Source organism: Actinomadura sp. CNU-125 (genome assembly GCF_001942465.1).
In the GTDB taxonomy this organism is placed as follows: domain Bacteria; phylum Actinomycetota; class Actinomycetes; order Streptosporangiales; family Streptosporangiaceae; genus Spirillospora.
In genome coordinates this window covers 1-18,931 of sequence record NZ_MKJY01000575.1, presented here as the reverse complement: position 1 = coordinate 18,931, position 18,931 = coordinate 1, and the positions used below count along the sequence as shown (strand labels likewise).

The following is an 18,931-nucleotide window of genomic DNA, read 5'->3' as shown; positions in this document are numbered from 1 at the left end:
TGAGTCACCGGATCGGGACGTTCGGGATCCGGCCGAACGGGCCCGCGTCGAACGTGACGGCGCGGACGTCCGGTGGGGGAGCGGGCACGTAGAAGAATCCGCGGTTGCTCGTGCCGGGTTCGGTCCTGAAGACGGCCCAGCCGGGGTCGACGAACTTGAGGTTCAGGGGCGCCGTGGCCCCTGAGGGCTGCGGGCCGATGCGGACGGCCCGGTACGTCGTCTTCGACGCCGGGTCCGTGACCGAGAACGCGCCGAACCGGCCGTGCGATCCGGCCTCCCCCATGTACGAGTCGACCTCGTTCGGCCCGTTGTCCGGCCCGAGGTTCGCGATCTCGAACACGACGACGAGGTATGCGCCGTCGCGGTAGAACGGCTTCACGTCGATCCGCCGCTCGTCGCCGGCGCGGAACGACGCGGTGCGGCTCGCCACCGTCGGGCCGTCGTCCGGACGGAACGGCGCGGGCGTCCCCGTGCCGCTCGCCCGTTCGTCGCGGGGCGCCCGGGACGTCGCGGTCGCGGTCGCGGCCGTCCGCTGCTTGATCTTGTAGGAGATCTCGACGCGCCGGTTGCGGCCGCGGGCCCGCTCGTCGTCGGCGCCGCCCTCCTCGGCGATCGGCTCGGTCTCGCCCTTGCCGTCGCCCGGTACCGGTAGCCGGTGCCGAGCCGGGCTTGGAGCGCCGCGCGGACGGCGTCCGCGCGGCGCCGCGAAAGGTCCATGTTGTACGCGTCGTCGCCCTTGCCGTCGGTGTGCCCGGTGATGACGATCGGCGGCTTGGCGGGGTCCGCCTTGGCCCTGGTCTCGCGCGCCACCTCGTCGAGGACGGTCTCCGCCCGTGCGGACAGCGTGGCCTTGTCGAACGCGAACAGCACGTCGGTGCGCAGCCCGACCTTCTCCTCGGTCGAGCTGGTGGTCGTCGACTTCGTCGGGCTCTCGGTGAGTCCGTAGAGGTCGTACGTCCCGCCCGCCGCCTCCTTCGTCCGCTGCCTTGTCGGCCAGGACAGGGTCGTGCCCGGTTTGTCCGACGACAGGCCTTTCGGTATCTCCGGCGCGAAGGGCGGTTCGGACGTCCCGTCGACCACGGGGACGCTCGTGAACTCGCCCGCCGTGGTGGGCGTGACCACCGTGACGGTGTCCACGGATGCGGGCAGCGGCGGGAACGCCAGGACGGTCTCGTATCGCGCGCCGGGGTCGGCGCTCTGGAACCGGAGGTCGCTCCCGACCGTGCTGCTTCCGGTGTACAGGGGCGTGTACGCCTTGTGCCCGACGGGGTCGACGAGGCCGAAGTTCAGGGCGCCGAACGCCGACCCCGCCACCGAGGTGCCGAACGAGAAGAACGTCGACTCCTTACCGGGATTGGACAGGTAGAAGCGCAGCACCGAATGGTCGGGAAAGTGCTGGACGTCCTTCATCTCGATGCGGGAGCGGCCGCCCCCGAGCGCCGACCACCCCTCCTTGGCCGGCGGCCCCGCGTAAGGCTTCGGCTCCTCCCGCGGCCCGCCGCCGGGGCCGGTGGCCGGGGTTCCGCCGCCGTCGCAGCCGGTGAGCAGGACGGACGGTACGGCGAGCGCGAGCCCGAGCACGGTGACTGCGGCCGGTCGCCGCATGGTCGTCACCGCTCGATGGGGACGCCGCGGAACGTGGGCCACGAGCCGACCTGCACGTCGATTTTCCGGACTTCTCCGGCGGTGCGGCGAACGTGAACTGGAGCGCGGCGGGCTGCTCGTTATGGGTGCTGCCGTAGACGAGGTCGCTCTGCAGCGCCGAGTCGGACGAGTCCCGGACGACCACGTACCGCTTGAGGTTCACCGAGTCGATCAGTGCGACCGGCGGCTCGATGCCGTGGAGCTGTGCGAGGGACGAACTGCCGCTGCCCCCGGTGACGTGCGGGGTGTACTGCAGGTCGAGGACGGCGAGCTTCCCCGACACCGACAGGCCCATGATCGCGATGTCGACGGTCGCGCCCTTGGCGAGCGGGCTGGTGAAGGTCTGCTTCGCGACGGGATCGCCGCGCTCGGCGGACGGGGCCCGGCCGCCGACCGCCCCCTGGGCGGTCCCGCGACCGGTCGCGCCCGTCGCGTCCGGATCGTCCAGCGCGGAGCACGCCGACGTCGCGCAGACGACGACCAGGGCGGCGGCGAGCGAGATCCTCGCCCGGTTCGATCGGCGCATCGGGTTCCCTTTCGTCGACGCGGGCGGACGGCCGGCGGTCGCGGTTGCGGAGGCGGCGGCCCTCACGGGGTCACGATTCGTTGAAGCTGATCTCGACGCGGCGGTTCTGCGCGCGTCCTTCGGGGTCGTCCTCGCCGTTCTTCTCGTTGGGGGCCACCGGGTCGGTCTCGCCGTGGCCCTCGGCGGTGATCTCGACGCCCGCGCCGCCCAGGTGGCGCAGGAGTTCGGCCTTGACGGCGTCGGCGCGCTGCTGCGACAGCTTCCGGTTGTAGCCGGGCTCGCCGCGGGAGTCGGTGTGCCCGGAGACCTCGACGGTGCCGGAGGCGGCGCGGAGCCGGCGGGCGAGTTCGGCGATGTGGCGGCGCGCGTCGGCGGTGAGCGTCGCCTTGTCGAACTCGAACAGGACGTCGGAGGAGATCTGCACCGTCACCCGTCCGTCGGTGCTCTCCTCGCGCTCCAGGTCCACGACCGAACGGGACAGGTCGATGTCGTGGACGGCGGCGGCCGCGTCGATCCCGTGGGACGGACGCGTCGACGGCGGCGTCCGGCACGTCCGGTTCGGCCGCGGCGACCGCCGGAATGCCCAGCGTGAAGGCGGCGACGACCGCGATTACCGTTTTCCGGCGCATATGATCACCTCTCCACAGGGATATTGCGGAATGTCGGCCAGACCCCGACCTGCACATTGACCGCCGGGACGTTCTCCGGCGGGGCGGCGAACGTGTAGACGAGCGCGGTCGCGTGGCCGTGCGTGAGCCGGGTGCCCAGGTCGCTCGGCTGCATTACCCGGCCGGACGAGTCCTTGACGGGGACGTAGCGTTTGAGATTCACCGGGTCGATCAGGAACGTCGCGACGTGGGCGCCGTGGAGGCGGATGAGGCTGGCGTTGCGCTCGCCCGGGGGCATGTGGGGGGTCAGCCGGACGGTCAGCGTCGCGAGCCGCCCCTGCGCCTTCAGGCCCATGACGGCGATGTCGACGGTCGCGCCCTCGACGTGCGGGGAGTCGAACGTGCCCTGCGCGACGGGCTTTCCGGTGCCGTCGGCCGCCGCCGGGCCGGCCGGTTTCCCGGCGGCGGACTTCCCGTCCTCGGACGGGCCGGGCTCTTCGGACACGGAGCATCCGGCCGCCGCGCCGATGATGAAAGCGGCGCAGGCAACGGCGGCCGCCGGGCGTGCTCGGCGCATCGGAACCTCCGTTCTTCGCCGTGCGGAAATGGTCGTCTGCCGATCATGATGGTCCGGTATCAACGGTGATGTGCCGGGCGCGCGAATTGTTCGCGGCCGCTTCCGGCCGCCGCCGGACCGCCCATGTCCCGGCGCGTGCGCGGGAATGCCGGACTCGAATCAGGCGGGCGAATCCCGCGCGAATGCCGTCCGCGAATCCGGTGCGTCCGGGGCATCGGCCGTCCGGTGACCGCTCACCGCGTCACGGGGATGTCGCGGAACGTCGGCCATTCGCCCAGTTGCAGGTCCAGGGCCTTCACGTGCTCCGGCGGGGCCGCGAAGGTGAACCGCAGCGTGCCGGTCCGGTCGTCGGTGAGGTCGGTCCTGATGTCGTCGGTCTGCAGCTCGCGACCGCGCGAATCCTTGACGACGACGTACCGTTTCAGGTTCACCGGGTCGATGAAAACGGGGTCGAGGCCCTCGTCGCCGTTCAGCTCGTACGGGCTGGCGGTGTCGTTCTCGGCGTCGTCGGGAAGCCGGGGCGTCATCTGGACGGTCAGGGTCGCGAGCCGCCCGCGCACCTTGAGGCCGATGACGGCGATCTCGACCTGCGCGACCGGCGCCTGCGGCGGCGCGCCGACGGTGGTCTTCACGATCGCCTCGCCGACGGTGTCGACGGCCGCCTCGCCGCCCTCCACCGTGACCCCGGAGGCCCCCGCGGACGAGCCCTCGGACGAGTCGGAGCCGTCGAGCATCGAGCAGCCGGCCGGGCCGCCGCCCAGCAGCAGGATCGCGGCGGCCGCGGTCGCTGCGGCACGATGGAACGGGCGCATGGGACGGAACCGCCTTCCTGGTCATCGCATGTGCAAACAGCGATCTTCGTGGAACTATGTAGTCGTGTGCGCACGTTGTCTGTGCAAAGCAGAATCTAGCGTTTGCACTTGCGAACGGTCAAGGGGGTTTGGTGAGTTGAGCGCCGCCGAGGACACGGTCGTCCGGAACCGGGCCCTGCAGATCGAGTGGTACGGCGAGCCGCTGGGGGAGCGCGTGCGCCGCCTCCTCGACCGGCTCGGGCTGTCGCAGTCCGGCCTGGCGGGCGTGCTCGGCCTGTCCGCGCCGATGCTGTCGCAGCTGATGTCCGCCCAGCGCGCGAAGATCAGCAACCCGGCCGTCCTGCACCGCCTGCTGGCGGTCGAGGAACTCGCCGCCGGGCCGGGCTTCGACGGGCTGCCCGCCGCCGTCGTCAAGGACCGGCTGGCGGAGATCCGCGCCGAGTCCGCGCCGACGACCTCCGGGCTGCGGGTGCCCACCGGTGCGCCCGCGTCCGGCGGCACGCCCGAGGGCGCGCCCGAGGAGGCACCCGGACGCGCGGCCGCACAGGCGTCGTCCGCACGGGCGTCGTCCGTCCAGGACGGCCGGGCGGGCGCGGAGACGGGGGCGCGGCACGTCCAGGCGCTGCTGCGCGAGGTCGCGTCGGCGGGCGAGATCGAGGCGGCCGCCGCGCTGCTCGCCGACCGGTATCCCGACCTCGCCGACGCGCTCCGCGTGTACGGGACGGGCCGGACGAGCGAGGCCGAGGCGCACTTCGCCCGGACGGTGCTGCGGGCGGGCCTTCTTTAACACGGCGCGGGACCGTTCCAGCCGATCGCCGATGGGCGGCCGGTCATGCCTTCTCGTGCTCGTCTCGATTCCCCATTGCCATAACGACTGCTTATGAGTGTCGAAGGCCGTCGGAGAACGTTTCGGCGGCTAAAGTCTGTGGTCAGGGTCACATGCGGGTGCGCCTGTTATGTATGTCACAGGTCCGCGCGAGTGGCGTAAGGTCGCCTCGCTGGAAGCGCGTACGGGGTGTTACGGCCCGCATGCGGCACGGCCTACGGCCGAGGCGCGACGGCCGCATGGCGCGCGCAGACCGTGGTACGGGGATCACACGACCCTAGGCTCAGGAGAGCGATCGATGAGCACACTGGAGGCGCCGGCCAAATCCCGCGCCCAGATCAAGGAACGCACGCTCCGGAAGGACAACTGGCGGCTCTATCCCATCACCACGTTCGTGATCTTCACGGCGTGGGTGGTGTACGCGACGATCCGGGCCTTTTGGGGCGCGGCCTTCTACGTCCCGGAGTTCCACTACCTGTCGCCGTTCTTCTCGCCGTGCTTCAACGAGATCTGCAGCAACGTGACCGTGGACGGGCACACCGGGAACGCGGCGGAGTTCGGGACGTTCCTCCCGGCCGGCACCCGCGGCTGGATCCCGTTCGCGGTGATCTCCCTGCCGTTCCTGCTGCTGTTCCGGCTGACCTGCTACTACTACCGCAAAGCGTACTACCGGTCGTTCTGGGCGGCCCCGCAGGCGTGCGCCGTCCGCGAGCCGCACGGCAAGTACACCGGGGAGCGGCGGTTCCCGCTGATCGGCCAGAACCTGCACCGCTACTTCTGGATCGCCGCGGTGCTCATCTCCCTCATCAACACCTGGGACGCCGTCCGCGCCTTCCACGGTGAGGGCGGCGGGTTCGGAATCGGCCTCGGCACGATCATCCTCTGGGCGAACGTGATCCTTCTCTGGCTGTACACGCTGTCGTGCCACTCGTGCCGGCACATCGTGGGCGGCCGGCTGAAGAACTTCTCCAAGCACCCGGTGCGCTACCGGATGTGGGGCTGGGTCTCCAAGATCAACGAGAAGCACGGGACGTACGCGCTGATCACGCTCGGGTCCCTCGTCGTCGCCGACGTCTACGTGATGCTCGTGGCCAGCGAGACCATCTCCGACCTGCGCATCATCAACTAGAGGCCAAGGAATCATGACTGAGATCGAGAGGCACTCGTACGACGTCGTGGTGATCGGTGCCGGCGGCGCCGGGCTGCGCGCGGCGATCGAGGCGCGCCTCCAGGGCAAGAAGACGGCGATCATCTCCAAGTCGCTGTTCGGCAAGGCGCACACCGTCATGGCCGAGGGCGGCGCCGCCGCCGCGATGGGCAACGCCAACGCCAACGACAACTGGCAGGTGCACTTCCGCGACACGATGCGCGGCGGGAAGTTCCTGAACAGCTGGCGCATGGCCGAACTGCACGCCAAAGAGGCCCCGGACCGCATCTGGGAGCTCGAACTCTGGGGCGCGCTGTTCGACCGCACCAAGGACGGCAAGATCAGCCAGCGGAACTTCGGCGGGCACGAGTACCCGCGGCTGGCGCACGTCGGCGACCGGACGGGCCTGGAGCTGATCCGCACCGCCCAGCAGAAGATCGTCGCGCTGCAGCAGGAGGACCACGCCGAGCACGGCGACTACGAGGCCCGCCTCAAGGTGTGGGCCGAGACGACGATCACGCGGCTGCTCAAGGACGGCGACCGGATCAGCGGCGCGTTCGGGTACGTCCGCGAGACGGGCAAGTTCGTCGTGTTCGAGGCCCCGGCCGTCGTCCTGGCGACCGGCGGGATCGGCAAGGCGTTCAAGGTCACGTCGAACTCGTGGGAGTACACCGGCGACGGCCACTCGCTCGCCCTGCAGGCGGGCGCGACCCTGCTGAACATGGAGTTCGTCCAGTTCCACCCCACCGGGATGGTCTGGCCGCCGTCGGTGAAGGGCATCCTCGTCACCGAGTCGGTGCGCGGCGACCGCGGCGTCCTGAAGAACTCCGACGGCAAGCGCTTCATGTTCGACTACATCCCCGAGGTCTTCAAGGACCAGTACGCCACCTCCCCCGAGGAAGGCGACCGCTGGTACGACGACCCGGAGAACAACCGGCGTCCCCCCGAGCTGCTGCCCCGCGACGAGGTCGCCCGCGCGATCAACTCCGAGGTGAAGGCCGGGCGCGGATCGCCGCACGGCGGCGTGTTCCTCACGGTCGTCGACCGGATGCCGGGCGGCGCCGCGGAGATCGTCCGGCGGCTTCCGTCGATGCACCACCAGTTCAAGGAACTGGCGGACGTCGACATCACCAAGGAGCCGATGGAGGTCGGGCCGACCTGCCACTACGTGATGGGCGGCGTCGAGGTCGACCCCGACACCGCGGCCGCGCAGGTCCCCGGCCTGTTCGCCGCCGGCGAGGTCGCGGGCGGCATGCACGGCTCGAACCGGCTCGGCGGCAACTCGCTGTCCGACCTGCTGGTGTTCGGACGCCGCGCGGGACTCGGCGCGTCCGAGTACGTCGACTCGCTCGACGCGCGCCCGGCCGTCCCGGACGAGATCGTGGACGCGGCCACCGCGGAGGCCCTCGCCCCGTTCGAACGCGAGGACGGCGAGAACCCCTACGCCGTGCACGCCGAACTGCAGACCACGATGAACGAGTTGGTCGGCATCATCCGCAAGGAAGAGGAGCTGGAGAAGGCCATCGAGGCCCTGCAGAAGCTCCGCGAGCGCGTCGCCCGCGTCTCCGTCGCGCCCGTCGCGGTGCACGACGGCCGCGGCTACCACCCCGGCTGGCACCTCGCGCTCGACCTGCGCAACATGCTGCTCGTCTCGGAGGCCGTCGCGAAGGCCGCCCTCGAACGGCAGGAGAGCCGCGGCGGCCACACCCGCGACGACTACCCGCAGATGTCGGCGGACTGGCGGAAGGTCAACCTCGTGTGCCGGCTCGCCGGCGACGAGTCCGACCCGCACGTCGAACTGACCCGCCAGCCGATGCAGGCCATGCGCACCGACCTGCTCGGACTGTTCGAGACCGACGAGCTGAAGAAGTACCTGACCGCCGAGGAACTGCCCGCCGGCGCCACCGAGGCGGGCGCGGCCGGCCCGGACGCGGCGAAGGCCGACGGCAAGGCCGACCACAAGGCGGACGAGAAGGCCGAACACGGCGAGGAGGGCGACGGATGAGCTACGAGGCGAAGTTCCGCGTCTGGCGCGGGGACGACGGCGACGGTGAGCTCACCGACTACACGGTCGAGGTGAACGAGGGCGAGGTCGTCCTCGACATCATCCACCGCCTGCAGGCCACGCAGGCGCCGGACCTGGCCGTCCGGTGGAACTGCAAGGCCGGCAAGTGCGGGTCGTGCTCCGCCGAGATCAACGGCATGCCGCGGCTGCTGTGCATGACCCGGATGTCGACCTTCGAACCGGACGAGACGATCACCGTCACGCCCGTCCGGACGTTCCCGGTCATCCGCGACCTGGTCACCGACGTCTCGTTCAACTACGAGAAGGCCCGCGAGATCCCGTCGTTCGACCCGGGCGACGCGAAGCCGGGCGAGTTGCGCATGCAGCAGGTTGACGTCGAGCGCTCGCAGGAGTTCCGCAAGTGCATCGAGTGCTTCCTGTGCCAGAACGTCTGCCACGTCATCCGCGACCACGAGGAGAACAAGCCCGAGTTCGCCGGGCCGCGCTTCCTCATGCGGATCGGTGAACTCGAGATGCACCCGGCCGACCAGGCCGACCGCCGCGAGATCGCCCAGCAGGACCACGGCCTCGGCTTCTGCAACATCACCAAGTGCTGCACCGAGGTCTGCCCCGAGCACATCAAGATCACCGACAACGCGCTGATCCCGATGAAGGAACGCGTCGTCGGGCGCAAGTACGACCCGGTGGTCTGGCTCGGCAGCAAGCTCGGCATCGTCAAGAAGGGCCAGGACACCCCCTCCGCCTGACGATGGGCCGGTCGGCGCCCGCCGCCCCGCGGCGGGCCCCGACGCCCCGCCTCCGCCGCCGGGAATCCCCCCGTGCCGCCGTGGGGGTTGCGTGTGGGGCGGGACCGCGCGGGCTTTGCGGGTCGCCCCTCCGCCGGGATTCCTCCCGTGCCGCCGTGGGGTTGTGCGGGCTTTGTAGGTCGCTCTTTCCGCCGGGCTTGGGCCCGGGCCGCCGTGGGGTTGGGGTCGCTCCGGGTTCGGGGTGCGCCTCGGCGGAATCTCAATTGGGTGGGTCGTGAAGGCGGGCGGCGTGCCCCCGCACCGCCGCCCGCCGATCGCCGTTCCCCACGAACGCCGTCACGCCATACCGCCGACCACCCTGATGCACTCGTGACGGTACGAGTAGGGAGAAGTACACAGAACGTGTGATGGATTCGTGATTCTTTCCCCGGGACCGGTCCCGGGGGGTTCGCTTTAGCGTGGTGGCATGAGCGCCCTAGAACCGGGTTCGTTCCTGGCCGAACTGACTCCGGCCGAACGCGCCGATCTGGAAGCCCGCGGGCACGTCCGGGCCTTCGAGCGCGGTGAGGCGCTGTTCGTCGAAGGCGACCGGTCCGGGTGGGTGGCCGTTCTGCTGAAAGGACGGGTGAAGGCGTTCACCTACCGGGAGCAGGGCGGGGAGGCACTGCTGGCGGTGCGCGAGCCGGGTGCGCTGCTCGGCGAGCTGGCGGCGATCGACGGGCTGCCCCGGTCGGCGACGGTCGAGGCGCTGGAGCCGGTGCGGGCGCTCGCCGTCCCGTCCAAGGACTTCACGAAGTTCCTGGAGGCGAACGGACGCGCGTCGCTCATCATCATGCGGACCCTGTGCGAGCGGTGGCGCGACGCCGACCGCAAGCGCGCCGAGTTCGGGATGTTCGACGCCACCGGACGGGTCGCGCAGCGGCTCGTGGAGCTGGCCGAACGGTTCGGCGTCCCCTACGGGTCCGGGCAGCCGGGCGGCGAGAGCGTCCGGATCACGTTGAACCTGTCGCAGGAGGAGCTGGCCGGCTGGGTCGGCGCGTCCCGGGAGGCGGTCAGCAAGGCGCTGCGGCATCTGCGCGGGCACGGGCTCATCGAGACGGGACGGCGCCGCCTGATCGTCCACGACCTGCAGGCGCTCCGGCAGCACGTCCGGTAGGCGCCTGCGGGCGCCGCACGGCCCGCCCCGTACGCTGTGCAGGATGCAGTTGCAGCAGCTCGCCTATTTCGTCGCGGTCGCGGAGGTCCGGCACTTCACCCAGGCCGCGGAGCTCCTGCGCGTGGCGCAGCCGTCGCTGAGCAAGCAGATCCGCGCGCTGGAGAGCGAGCTGAACGTGTCGCTGTTCAGCCGGGCCCGGGGCAACATCACCCTGACGCCCGCCGGGGAGGCGCTGCTGCCGCTGGCCAAGCGGATCCTCGCCGACGTCGAGACGGCCCGGGTCGAGGTGCAGGAACTCGCCGGGCTGCGGCGGGGACGGGTGCGGCTCGGCGCGACGCCGTCGCTGTGCGCGGGGCTGCTCGCCGACGTGCTGCGCCGCTTCCACGACGCCTACCCGGGCATCCAGTTGATCGTCGAGGAGGGCGGCTCGCGCGACCTCGTCCGGCAGCTGACCCGCGGTGAGCTGGACCTGGCGCTGGTCATCCTGCCGCTGCACGGCGACCCGCCGCTCGACACCACGCCGATACTGCGCGAGTACCTCGTCGTCGCGTCCCCGGCCGGTCCGGAGCCGGGCGGACGGGCGGCGCCGCTGCCGCGCCGCTCGTTCCTGCGCATCGACGACCTGCGGAACCGCCCGCTGGTGATGTTCCGGCCCGGCTACGACCTGCGGGAGGCGACGATCGGCGCGTGCCGCGCGGCCGGGTTCGAGCCGCGGTTCGCGGTCGAGGGCGGCGAGATGGACGCGGTGCTGCGGTTCGTGGAGGTGGGGCTCGGCATCGCGGTGGTGCCGAGCATGGTGCTGGCCGGACGGCCGGGCCTGCGGGGCACGCCGCTCGTCCTGGACGAGGCGGCGCGCCGCGGCCGGCACGGCGAGGGGCTGCTGCGGACGATCGCGCTCGCGCACCGCAAGGACGTCGAGCTGACGCACGCGGCGCGCGCGTTCCAGGACACCCTCGAGACGTTCCTCGTCGAGGCGGGCCTCGCCGGCAGCCTTCCCGAAGGCGTGGAAACGCTCGTCCACGACTGAGCGGTCAGTGCCGGGGGCCCGGCCAGGCGCGTCCGATGAGCTGCCGGACGGGACGGTGCGCGAGCCGGTCGGCGTCCGCGCCGGACGGTGCGGCGCCGGGGAAGCGGACCCAGCCGCGCGTCCGCGTCTCCTTCACCGCGACGGGGACCGGCCGGTACACGCCGGGCGCGCACGCGGGCGTCTGCCGGATCACCTCGTTGTAGAACCAGTCGGAGGCGATCAGGGCGAGCACTCCCGGTGACGCGCGCAGGGCGGCCTTGAGCGGGTCGCTTCGAGCAGCCGGAAGGTCAGGTTGAGGGACGCGCCGACGACCCCGTGCCGGTCGTGGAGGATCTCGCCGGCGTGCAGGGCGACCCGGAGCCTGGCGCGGGCACCGGGGGCGGACGCGCGGTTGTGCCGGACGAGCGGCGCGGCCAGCGCGTCCGTGAGGTTCGCGGCCAGCAGTCCCTTGGGCACGTCGGGCGGGACGAGGATCATCGCTCCGTCGCCGCGGTCCTCGTAGTAGCAGGAGTCCAGCGGGGCGCCGGAGTCGGTGAACGCTCGATCGAGGGCGCCGTACATGGCTTCGCGCACGGCGACGCGGTCCCAGTCCGTCCGGCTGTGATGCCCGTAGCCCTCGACGTCGACGCACACGATCGATCGGTGAACGGCGGAAGTCGACATCGGTGTCGTCCCCTTCCCACGGCTGATGCATGAGCATATGCATGGGACGATGCACGTGCACGCGAGATGTTAGTGCATGATCGGGGAAACGTTCGCGAGACAGGCGAAGACCCCGCCCGGTTGCCGCGTCCGGGCGGGGTCTGGAGCCGAGGGCGCTACTTCTTCTTACCGCCCGCGGACGCCTTCAGGTAGTCGCCGTTGAGACGGCCGATGACGTCGAGGCCGATGCCCTTCGGGCAGGCGACCGTGCACTCGCCGGTGTTGGTGCAGCCGCCGAAGCCCTCGTCGTCGTGGGTGTCGAGCATCGACACCGCCCGGTCCCAGCGCTCCGGCTGGCCCTGCGGCATCAGCCCCAGGTGGGTGATCTTCGCGCCGAGGAACAGCGCGGCGGAGCCGTTCGGGCAGGCCGCGACGCACGCGCCGCAGCCGATGCACTCGGCGGCCTCGAACGCGGCGTCGGCGTCCGGCTTCGGCACGGGCGTCGCGTGGGCCTCGGGCGCGGTGCCGGTCGGCGCGGTGATGTACCCGCCGGACTGGATGATCCGGTCGAACGCGGAGCGGTCGACGACCAGGTCCTTCACGACCGGGAACGCCTTCGCGCGCCACGGTTCGACGTCGATGACCTCGCCGTCCCGGAACTTGCGCATGTGCAGCTGGCACGTCGTGGTGTTCCGCTCGGGACCGTGCGGCGTGCCGTTGATGACCAGGGAGCACATGCCGCAGATGCCCTCGCGGCAGTCGTGGTCGAACGCGACGGGCTCGGAGCCGTCCGCGATCAGCTTCTCGTTGAGGACGTCGAGCATCTCCAGGAACGAGGCGTCGGGGGAGACGTCGTCGAGCTTGTACTCGACCATCTTGCCCTTGTCCTTGGGTCCGCTCTGGCGCCAGACGCGCAGTGTGAGCTTCATGGTTACTTGTACGACCTCTGCGTCGGCTTCACGTATTCGAAGTTGAGGGCCTCCTTGTGGAGGACGGGCTTGGCGCCCTCGCCCGACCAGCCCCAGGCGGCGACGTAGCCGAACGCGTCGTCGTCCCGCTTGGCCTCGCCCTCCTCGTCCTGGCTCTCGGCGCGGAAGTGGCCGCCGCAGGACTCGGACCGGTGCAGGGCGTCGATCACCATCAGCTCGCCCAGCTCGAAGAAGTCGGCGACGCGGCCGGCCTTCTCCAGCTGCTGGTTGAGCTCCTCGCCCTTGCCGGTGACCTTGACGCGCTTCCAGAACTCCTCGCGCAGCGCCGGGATGAGTTCGAGCGCCTTGCGCAGGCCCTCCTCGGTGCGCTCCATGCCGCAGTACTCCCACATGATGTGGCCGAGCTCGCGGTGGAAGGAGTCGACGGAGCGGTCGCCGTCGATCGACAGCAGCTTCTCGATGCGGCCGTTCACCCGCTCCTCGGCCTCGGCGATCGCGGTGTCGGCGACCGGCGGGAGGGCGTTGCGGGCGATGTAGTCGTTGATCGTGGCCGGCAGCACGAAGTAGCCGTCGGCGAGGCCCTGCATGAGCGCGGACGCGCCGAGGCGGTTCGCGCCGTGGTCGGAGAAGTTCGCCTCGCCGATCACGAACAGGCCGGGGACGGTGGACTCCAGGTCGTAGTCCACCCACAGGCCGCCCATGGTGTAGTGCACGGCGGGGTAGATGCGCATCGGCGTGTCGTACGGGTTCTCGCCGGTGATGCGCTCGTACATCTCGAAGAGGTTCCCGTACTTCGCCTCGACCTTGTCGCGGCCGAGCCGTCCGATCGCGTCGGAGAAGTCCAGGTAGACGCCGAGGCCGCCGGGGCCGACGCCGCGGCCCTCGTCGCACACGTTCTTCGCGGCGCGGGACGCGATGTCGCGGGGCACCAGGTTCCCGAACGAGGGGTAGATGCGCTCCAGGTAGTAGTCGCGCTCGTCCTCGGGGATGTCGGCGGGGCGCCGCTCGTCCTTGGCCTTCTTCGGCACCCAGACGCGGCCGTCGTTGCGCAGCGACTCCGACATCAGCGTCAGCTTCGACTGGTGGTCGCCGCTGACCGGGATGCAGGTCGGGTGGATCTGCGTGTAGCACGGGTTGGCGAACAGGGCGCCGTGCCGGTGCGCCCGCCACGACGCGGTGACGTTCGAGCCCATCGCGTTCGTGGACAGGAAGTACACGTTGCCGTAGCCGCCGGACGCCAGCACGACCGCGTCCGCGGTGTAGTGCTTCACCTCGCCGTTGATCAGGTTCCGGACGACGACGCCGCGGGCGCGTCCGTCCTCCATGATCAGGTCGAGCATCTCGTGGCGCGGGAACAGCTCGACGTTGCCGGCCTCGACCTGCCGCATCAGCGCCTGGTAGGCGCCGAGGAGGAGCTGCTGGCCCGTCTGGCCGCGCGCGTAGAACCGTCCCGGGACACCTGGGTGCCGCCGAACGAGCGGTTGTCGAGCAGGCCGCCGTACTCGCGGGCGAACGGGACGCCCTGCGCGACGCACTGGTCGATGATGTTCCGGGAGATGTCGGCGAGCCGGTACACGTTCGACTCGCGGGACCGGAAGTCGCCGCCCTTGACCGTCTCGTAGAAGAGCCGGTACACGCTGTCGCCGTCGTTGCGGTAGTTCTTCGCGGCGTTGATGCCGCCCTGCGCGGCGATGGAGTGGGCGCGGCGCGGGCTGTCCTGGAAGCAGAACTGCTGGACGTGGTAGCCGGCCTCGCCGAGCGTGGCGCCGGCGGACCCGCCGGCCAGCCCGGTGCCGATGATGATGATCTTCTTCTTGCGCTTGTTGGCCGGGTTGATCTGCTTGGCCTCGAACTTGCGCGTGGTCCAGCGGTCCTCGATCGGGCCCGCGGGCGCCTTGCCGTCGACGATCGGGTCGCCGAGTTCGTACAGGTCGTCGCTCATGGTCAGCTCACCCATCCGAAGGCGATGGACACGGGGACGGAGACGAAACCGACCGTCACCACGGCGGAGACGGCGATGGCGAGCCCCCGAAGGAGGTTGTGGCTGCGCGGGGTGCGCAGGCCGAGCGTCTGGAACGCGCTCCAGATGCCGTGGTGGAGGTGCAGTCCGACCAGCAGCACCGCGACGACGTACCAGACGGTGATGTACCAGCGGGACGGATCGAAGTCCGCGACCATCCGGTCGTAGGGGGTGTCGTTCGCGCCGAGCGGGTTCACGACGAAGAACGTCAGGTCCAGCAGGTGCCAGACGACGTAGATCGCGATGATGACGCCGCCGTAGCGCATGGTGTGGGTGGCGTAGCCCTGCGCGTGGGACTTCTTCTTCGACTCGTACTTGACGGGACGCGCGGCGCGCGCGCGGCGGGCGAGCGACACCGCCGACCACATGTGCAGCACCACGGCGACCAGGAGGACGACCTCGAGGATCGTCAGCACCGTGCGGTAGGGCACGGCGGGCTCACCGATCGTGCGCAGCCAGTGCGCGTAGTGGTTGAAGTCCTCGGCGCCGAAGAAGATCTTCAGGTTCCCGACCATGTGCGCGATCAGGAACAGCACGAGGATGCCGCCGGTCACGGCCATGACGGCCTTCTTGCCGACGGTCGATCGGTAGATCGCAGGTATCGCTATAGCCACGTCGCGCACGTTATGTCCGACTCGGTGCAGAGCTCCAAGTCATGGGCGCACTCATTTCGATAGCCCTGGGCTATCGACCGTGGAGAACGGGCCTTTGGAGCGCTGCACCGGAGGCGCGGAGGTGAGCGACTTCACGGTCCGTCCGGGAACTCTGCCTCGGGGTGACCGAGGTGACATTGACGTACACCGAGGGTTCGTGCGGTGTCCGTTCCCGCGTCGGCCGTCGCCTGACGGCCGGGTCCCCGGACGGCCGCGTCCCGCTCCGCCCGGTCGCGCCGCGATCAGGCGGAGCGGGACAGCAGCAGGACGGCCAGGTCGTCGGTGAGGGCGTCCTCGTTGAGGTGCTCGACCTCGGAGACCAGCTCGTCGATCAGCGCGCGCCCGGACGCGCCCGTCCCGCGCGCCGCGTGCGCGAGCCCGACCAGGCCGTCGGTGCCGAGCCGGGCCGACCCCGCGCCGATCCGCCCCTCGATCAGGCCGTCGGTATAGAGCATCAGCCCCCACGACTCGCCGAGGTCGATCTCCGTCGTCGGCCACTCGGCGTCCGGCAGCAGCCCGAGCGCCGGGCCGTGCGCGTAGTCCGGCAGCGCCTCGACGCCGTACGAGCCGTCCGGGGACTCGCGGAACAGCAGCGGCGCCGGATGCCCGGCCAGGTGCATGCGCGCGGTGCGCCGCGACGGCGCGATCGTGATCATGCAGAGGGTGGTGAAGATCTCCTCGCTGCGCCGCTCGTGCCCGAGGACGCTGTCCAGGGTGCCGAGCAGCTGCTCCCCGGTGTGCCCCGCCAGCACGAGCGTCCGCCACGCCATGCGCAGCTGGACGCCGAGCGCCGCCTCGTCGGGACCGTGCCCGCACACGTCCCCGATCATCAGGTGGACGGCGCCGCCCTCGGTCTGCACGGTGTCGTAGAAGTCGCCGCCGAGCAGCGCGCGGCGCCGGCCCGGCCGGTAGCGGGTGTGGTGCCGCAGCGACGGGTCGTCGATCAGCGGGACGGGCAGCAGCCCGCGCTCCAGCCGCGCGTTCTCGCGCCGCAGGATCCGCGCCTCGACGAGCCGCCGCTCGGTCTCCTCGGCGCGCTTGCGTTCTATGGAGTAGCGGACGGCGCGCGCCAGCAGCGGCCCGTCCACCTCCTGCTTGACCAGGTAGTCCTCGGCTCCGGCGGCGACGGCCCGCACCCCGAGGTGCGCGTCGTCCAGGCCGGTCAGCACCACGACGGCGGCGGTGCCGGACATCTCCAGGACCTCGCGCAGTCCCGCCATCTGGTCGTCGATGCCGGGCGCGGACAGGTCCACGATGATGCACTGCGTCCGCCGGGTGAGGCCGCGGCGGGCAGCGGCCAGGTCGGCGGCCACGGTGATGTCGGCGTCCAGGCCGCTGTCGGCGAGCATCTTCTCGACCATGCGGACGTCGGAGGGGGCGTCGTCGATGAGGAGCAGGTCCACCCGCTCCTCGGCTCCGGAGGCGGGGGGACGCGTCTGATGGCTGATGGCGCTCACGAATGCTTCCGTTGGTAGGGCCGGCGACGGGCACGGGCGACGGCAGGACGATTCCGGTCACTCCGCGCTCCCATCGCGCGGGCCGGAAGGCCGCGCCGGGGTGGTGGCATTTGCCTAGCCGCCATGGTCCCGGCTCATGGAGCGCTGGGGAAGCCCGCTCCGTACGGTCAGAGCCTAGCGTCTCCCCACCTCGGGACGCACCGTCCGGGGCGGCGCGCGGGAGCGGAAAATCACTCGATTCCCCGCCTCCGACCTGCATACCCTGCGGTCGTGAAGCCGTTACCGGAGAAAGATCCGGGCAGTCCCGATCATCGCTCCCCCGCCCGGTATCTCCTGTGGCTGCTGCGCGTGCAGTGGCGCACCGCGTCCGCCGGCGCGGCCCTCGGCGTGCTGTGGATGCTCGGCTTCGTCATGGTGCCCGGGGTGCTCGGCCTCGCGATCGACGCCATGACCGACCGCGACGCCGCCGCGCTGGCCGCCTGGACGGGCGTCCTGGCCGCCGTCGGGGCGCTGCAGGCGGCCGCGGGCGCCGTCCGCCACCGGTTCGCCGTCGCGAACTGGCTCGCCGCGGCGTACCGGACGATCCAGCTCGTCACCCGGCACGCGACGCTGCTGGGCGCGACGCTGCGCAAGCGGATGAGCGCGGGGGAGGTCGTGAGCATCGGGATGTCCGACGTCGTCGGGATCGGCGAAGTCCTGGACATCGTCTCCCGCGGCACCGGCGCGGTCGTCGCGATCGTCGCCGTCGCGGCGATCCTGCTGACGATCTCGCCACCGCTCGGACTGATCGTCCTCGTCGGCGTCCCGCTGGTCCTCGCCCTCGCGGCCCCGCTGCTGCGCCCGTTCCGGGAACGCGAGGAGGAGCACCGCGCCCGCGTCGGCGACCTCAACACCCGCGCGACCGACCTCGTCGCGGGCCTGCGCGTCCTGCGCGGCGTCGGCGGCGAGGAGCTGTTCGCGGGCCGGTACGCCGCCGAGTCCGCGCGGGTCCGCGCCGCCGGGGTCGCCGCCGCCCGCGCCGAGTCCCGGCTGAGCGGCGCCGAGGTGCTCCTGCCGGGGCTGCTGATCGCCCTGGTGACCTGGGTCGGCGCCCGCTTCGCCGTCCAGGGCACGATCTCCGCGGGCCGGCTCGTCTCGTTCTACGGCTACGCGATCTTCCTGGTCACGCCGTTGCAGACCCTCGGCGAGGCCGCGGGCAAGATCACCCGCGGGCTGGTCGCCGCCGAACGCGTCGTCCGCCTCCTCGACATCAAGCCCGAGCGTCCGGCCGCCGGGGACCGCGCACCGTCCGGCACCGGCCTGACCGACGTCGACTCGGGGCTGGTGGTGCGCCCCGGGCGGGTGACCGCGATCGCCGCCGCGCGCCCGCGGGACGCCCGGGCGATCGCCGACCGCCTCGGCGGCTACGCGCCCGGCCGGGTCGACTTCGCGGGCGTCCCGCTGGACCGGATCGGCGACCTGCGGGAACGCGTCGTGGTCGCGGTCAACGAGGACCGGCTGTTCGTCGGCACCCTCACCGAGGCGCTCACCCCGGCGCGCGGCCCCGTCGACCTGGAGCCCGCGCTGTGGGCGGCGGACGCGGCGGACATCGTCGCCGCCTCCGGCCCCGACGCGCCCGTCGCCGAAGCGGGCCGCGAGTTCTCCGGCGGGCAGCAGCAGCGCCTCCGCCTTGCGCGCGCGCTCGCGGCCGACCCGGAGGTGCTCGTCCTGGTCGAACCGACCAGCGCGGTGGACGCGCACACTGAAGCGCGCATCGCCGACCGCCTACCCCAAGCGCGCGCGGGCCGCACCACGGTCGTCTGCACCACGAGCCCCCTGATGCTCGACCGTGCCGCGCACGTCGCGTTCGTCCAGGACGGACGCGTTGTGGCCGAAGGCACGCACCGCACCCTCCTGGCGACCGACCCCCGCTACGCGGCAACCGTGACCCGCACCGACCCGACCCTTCCGCCACCTCAAGAAGACACCGCGACGCGCATGAACGCCACCGAGAACACAACGCCCTCGAACGACCCGAACACCGCGAACGCCGCACACCCCGCGCCCGCCGCAAGTGCGGCCGCCCCCGTGGACGTGCGGACGCCGCAGGACGGGGCGGAGGGGGAGTCCGGCATGGGTGTGCGGGGGGCGGGGGT

General features: G+C 71.5%; 18 protein-coding genes and 1 pseudogene. 7 read left to right on the top strand and 12 right to left on the bottom strand.

Annotated elements, in window-relative coordinates; translation table 11 throughout:
* Positions 1-4: 4 nt before the first annotated feature.
* From BJF79_RS44570 to BJF79_RS44550, 6 genes are all read right to left on the bottom strand, one after another.
* Positions 5-430: a hypothetical protein gene (locus BJF79_RS44570; RefSeq protein WP_075906664.1), complete on the bottom strand. Its 426-nt coding sequence runs from the start codon at positions 428-430 to the stop codon at positions 5-7.
* Positions 376-1,410 carry an OmpA family protein gene (locus BJF79_RS44565; RefSeq protein ID WP_158079492.1) on the bottom strand — a complete coding sequence of 345 codons (1,035 nt, stop codon included), beginning with the start codon at positions 1,408-1,410 and terminating at the stop codon, positions 376-378. The genes BJF79_RS44570 and BJF79_RS44565 overlap by 55 nt, the downstream gene beginning before the upstream one ends.
* Complete coding sequence (locus BJF79_RS56725) at positions 1,346-2,170, bottom strand: hypothetical protein (protein WP_158079491.1); 825 nt, start codon at positions 2,168-2,170, stop codon at positions 1,346-1,348. The genes BJF79_RS44565 and BJF79_RS56725 overlap by 65 nt, the downstream gene beginning before the upstream one ends.
* Positions 2,171-2,240: 70 nt before the next feature.
* The gene (locus BJF79_RS44560) at positions 2,241-2,636 is read right to left on the bottom strand and encodes an OmpA family protein (RefSeq protein ID WP_158079490.1); all 396 of its coding nucleotides are present in this window, start codon (positions 2,634-2,636) and stop codon (positions 2,241-2,243) included.
* Positions 2,637-2,803: 167 nt separating this feature from the next.
* Positions 2,804-3,283 carry a hypothetical protein gene (locus tag BJF79_RS44555; protein ID WP_143220927.1) on the bottom strand — a complete coding sequence of 160 codons (480 nt, stop codon included), beginning with the start codon at positions 3,281-3,283 and terminating at the stop codon, positions 2,804-2,806.
* A gap of 305 nt (positions 3,284-3,588) precedes the next feature.
* The gene (locus BJF79_RS44550; RefSeq protein WP_075906658.1) at positions 3,589-4,167 is read right to left on the bottom strand and encodes a hypothetical protein; all 579 of its coding nucleotides are present in this window, start codon (positions 4,165-4,167) and stop codon (positions 3,589-3,591) included.
* Between the two features lie 136 nt (positions 4,168-4,303).
* Between BJF79_RS44550 and BJF79_RS44545 the strand changes: the two genes are divergently transcribed.
* The 6 genes from BJF79_RS44545 to BJF79_RS44520 all read left to right on the top strand — a co-directional run bounded on the left by BJF79_RS44545 (position 4,304) and on the right by BJF79_RS44520 (position 11,095).
* Positions 4,304-4,954: a helix-turn-helix domain-containing protein gene (locus tag BJF79_RS44545; RefSeq protein ID WP_075906656.1), complete on the top strand. Its 651-nt coding sequence runs from the start codon at positions 4,304-4,306 to the stop codon at positions 4,952-4,954.
* Between the two features lie 337 nt (positions 4,955-5,291).
* Positions 5,292-6,122, top strand: a complete 831-nt coding sequence (locus BJF79_RS44540) for a hypothetical protein (RefSeq protein ID WP_075906654.1) — start codon at positions 5,292-5,294, stop codon at positions 6,120-6,122.
* Positions 6,123-6,135: 13 nt separating this feature from the next.
* Positions 6,136-8,145, top strand: coding sequence for a fumarate reductase/succinate dehydrogenase flavoprotein subunit (locus BJF79_RS44535; protein ID WP_075906652.1), 2,010 nt, complete (start codon positions 6,136-6,138; stop codon positions 8,143-8,145).
* Positions 8,142-8,912, top strand: coding sequence for a succinate dehydrogenase/fumarate reductase iron-sulfur subunit (locus BJF79_RS44530; protein ID WP_075906650.1), 771 nt, complete (start codon positions 8,142-8,144; stop codon positions 8,910-8,912). Before BJF79_RS44535 ends, BJF79_RS44530 begins: the two co-directional genes overlap by 4 nt.
* A 466-nt stretch (positions 8,913-9,378) precedes the next feature.
* Positions 9,379-10,068 carry a Crp/Fnr family transcriptional regulator gene (locus BJF79_RS44525; protein ID WP_075906648.1) on the top strand — a complete coding sequence of 230 codons (690 nt, stop codon included), beginning with the start codon at positions 9,379-9,381 and terminating at the stop codon, positions 10,066-10,068.
* 43 nt (positions 10,069-10,111) lie between these two features.
* Positions 10,112-11,095, top strand: a complete 984-nt coding sequence (locus BJF79_RS44520; protein WP_075906646.1) for a LysR family transcriptional regulator — start codon at positions 10,112-10,114, stop codon at positions 11,093-11,095.
* A gap of 4 nt (positions 11,096-11,099) precedes the next feature.
* Here the strand turns inward: BJF79_RS44520 and BJF79_RS44515 are convergent, their stop codons facing one another.
* From BJF79_RS44515 to BJF79_RS44490, 6 genes and pseudogenes are all read right to left on the bottom strand, one after another.
* Positions 11,100-11,327, bottom strand: a complete 228-nt coding sequence (locus BJF79_RS44515) for a hypothetical protein (RefSeq protein WP_075906644.1) — start codon at positions 11,325-11,327, stop codon at positions 11,100-11,102.
* Positions 11,315-11,758: a hypothetical protein gene (locus BJF79_RS44510; RefSeq protein WP_075906642.1), complete on the bottom strand. Its 444-nt coding sequence runs from the start codon at positions 11,756-11,758 to the stop codon at positions 11,315-11,317. The genes BJF79_RS44515 and BJF79_RS44510 overlap by 13 nt, the downstream gene beginning before the upstream one ends.
* 155 nt (positions 11,759-11,913) lie before the next feature.
* Positions 11,914-12,666 (bottom strand): succinate dehydrogenase/fumarate reductase iron-sulfur subunit, encoded by a 753-nt coding sequence (locus tag BJF79_RS44505; RefSeq protein ID WP_075906640.1) that lies wholly within the window; start codon positions 12,664-12,666, stop codon positions 11,914-11,916.
* Positions 12,667-12,668: 2 nt separating this feature from the next.
* Positions 12,669-14,608: pseudogene (locus BJF79_RS44500) on the bottom strand (fumarate reductase/succinate dehydrogenase flavoprotein subunit).
* Positions 14,609-14,610: 2 nt separating this feature from the next.
* The gene (locus tag BJF79_RS44495; protein ID WP_075906689.1) at positions 14,611-15,300 is read right to left on the bottom strand and encodes a succinate dehydrogenase cytochrome b subunit; all 690 of its coding nucleotides are present in this window, start codon (positions 15,298-15,300) and stop codon (positions 14,611-14,613) included.
* 281 nt (positions 15,301-15,581) lie between these two features.
* Entirely contained in the window at positions 15,582-16,796 is a 1,215-nt protein-coding gene (locus BJF79_RS44490) for a PP2C family protein-serine/threonine phosphatase (protein ID WP_075906638.1), read from the bottom strand.
* A 348-nt stretch (positions 16,797-17,144) separates the two neighbouring features.
* On the opposite strand from BJF79_RS44490, the gene BJF79_RS44485 reads away from it, so the two are divergent.
* The coding region (locus tag BJF79_RS44485) for an ABC transporter transmembrane domain-containing protein (protein ID WP_075906636.1) at positions 17,145-18,931 on the top strand (1,787 nt) is incomplete at its 3' end.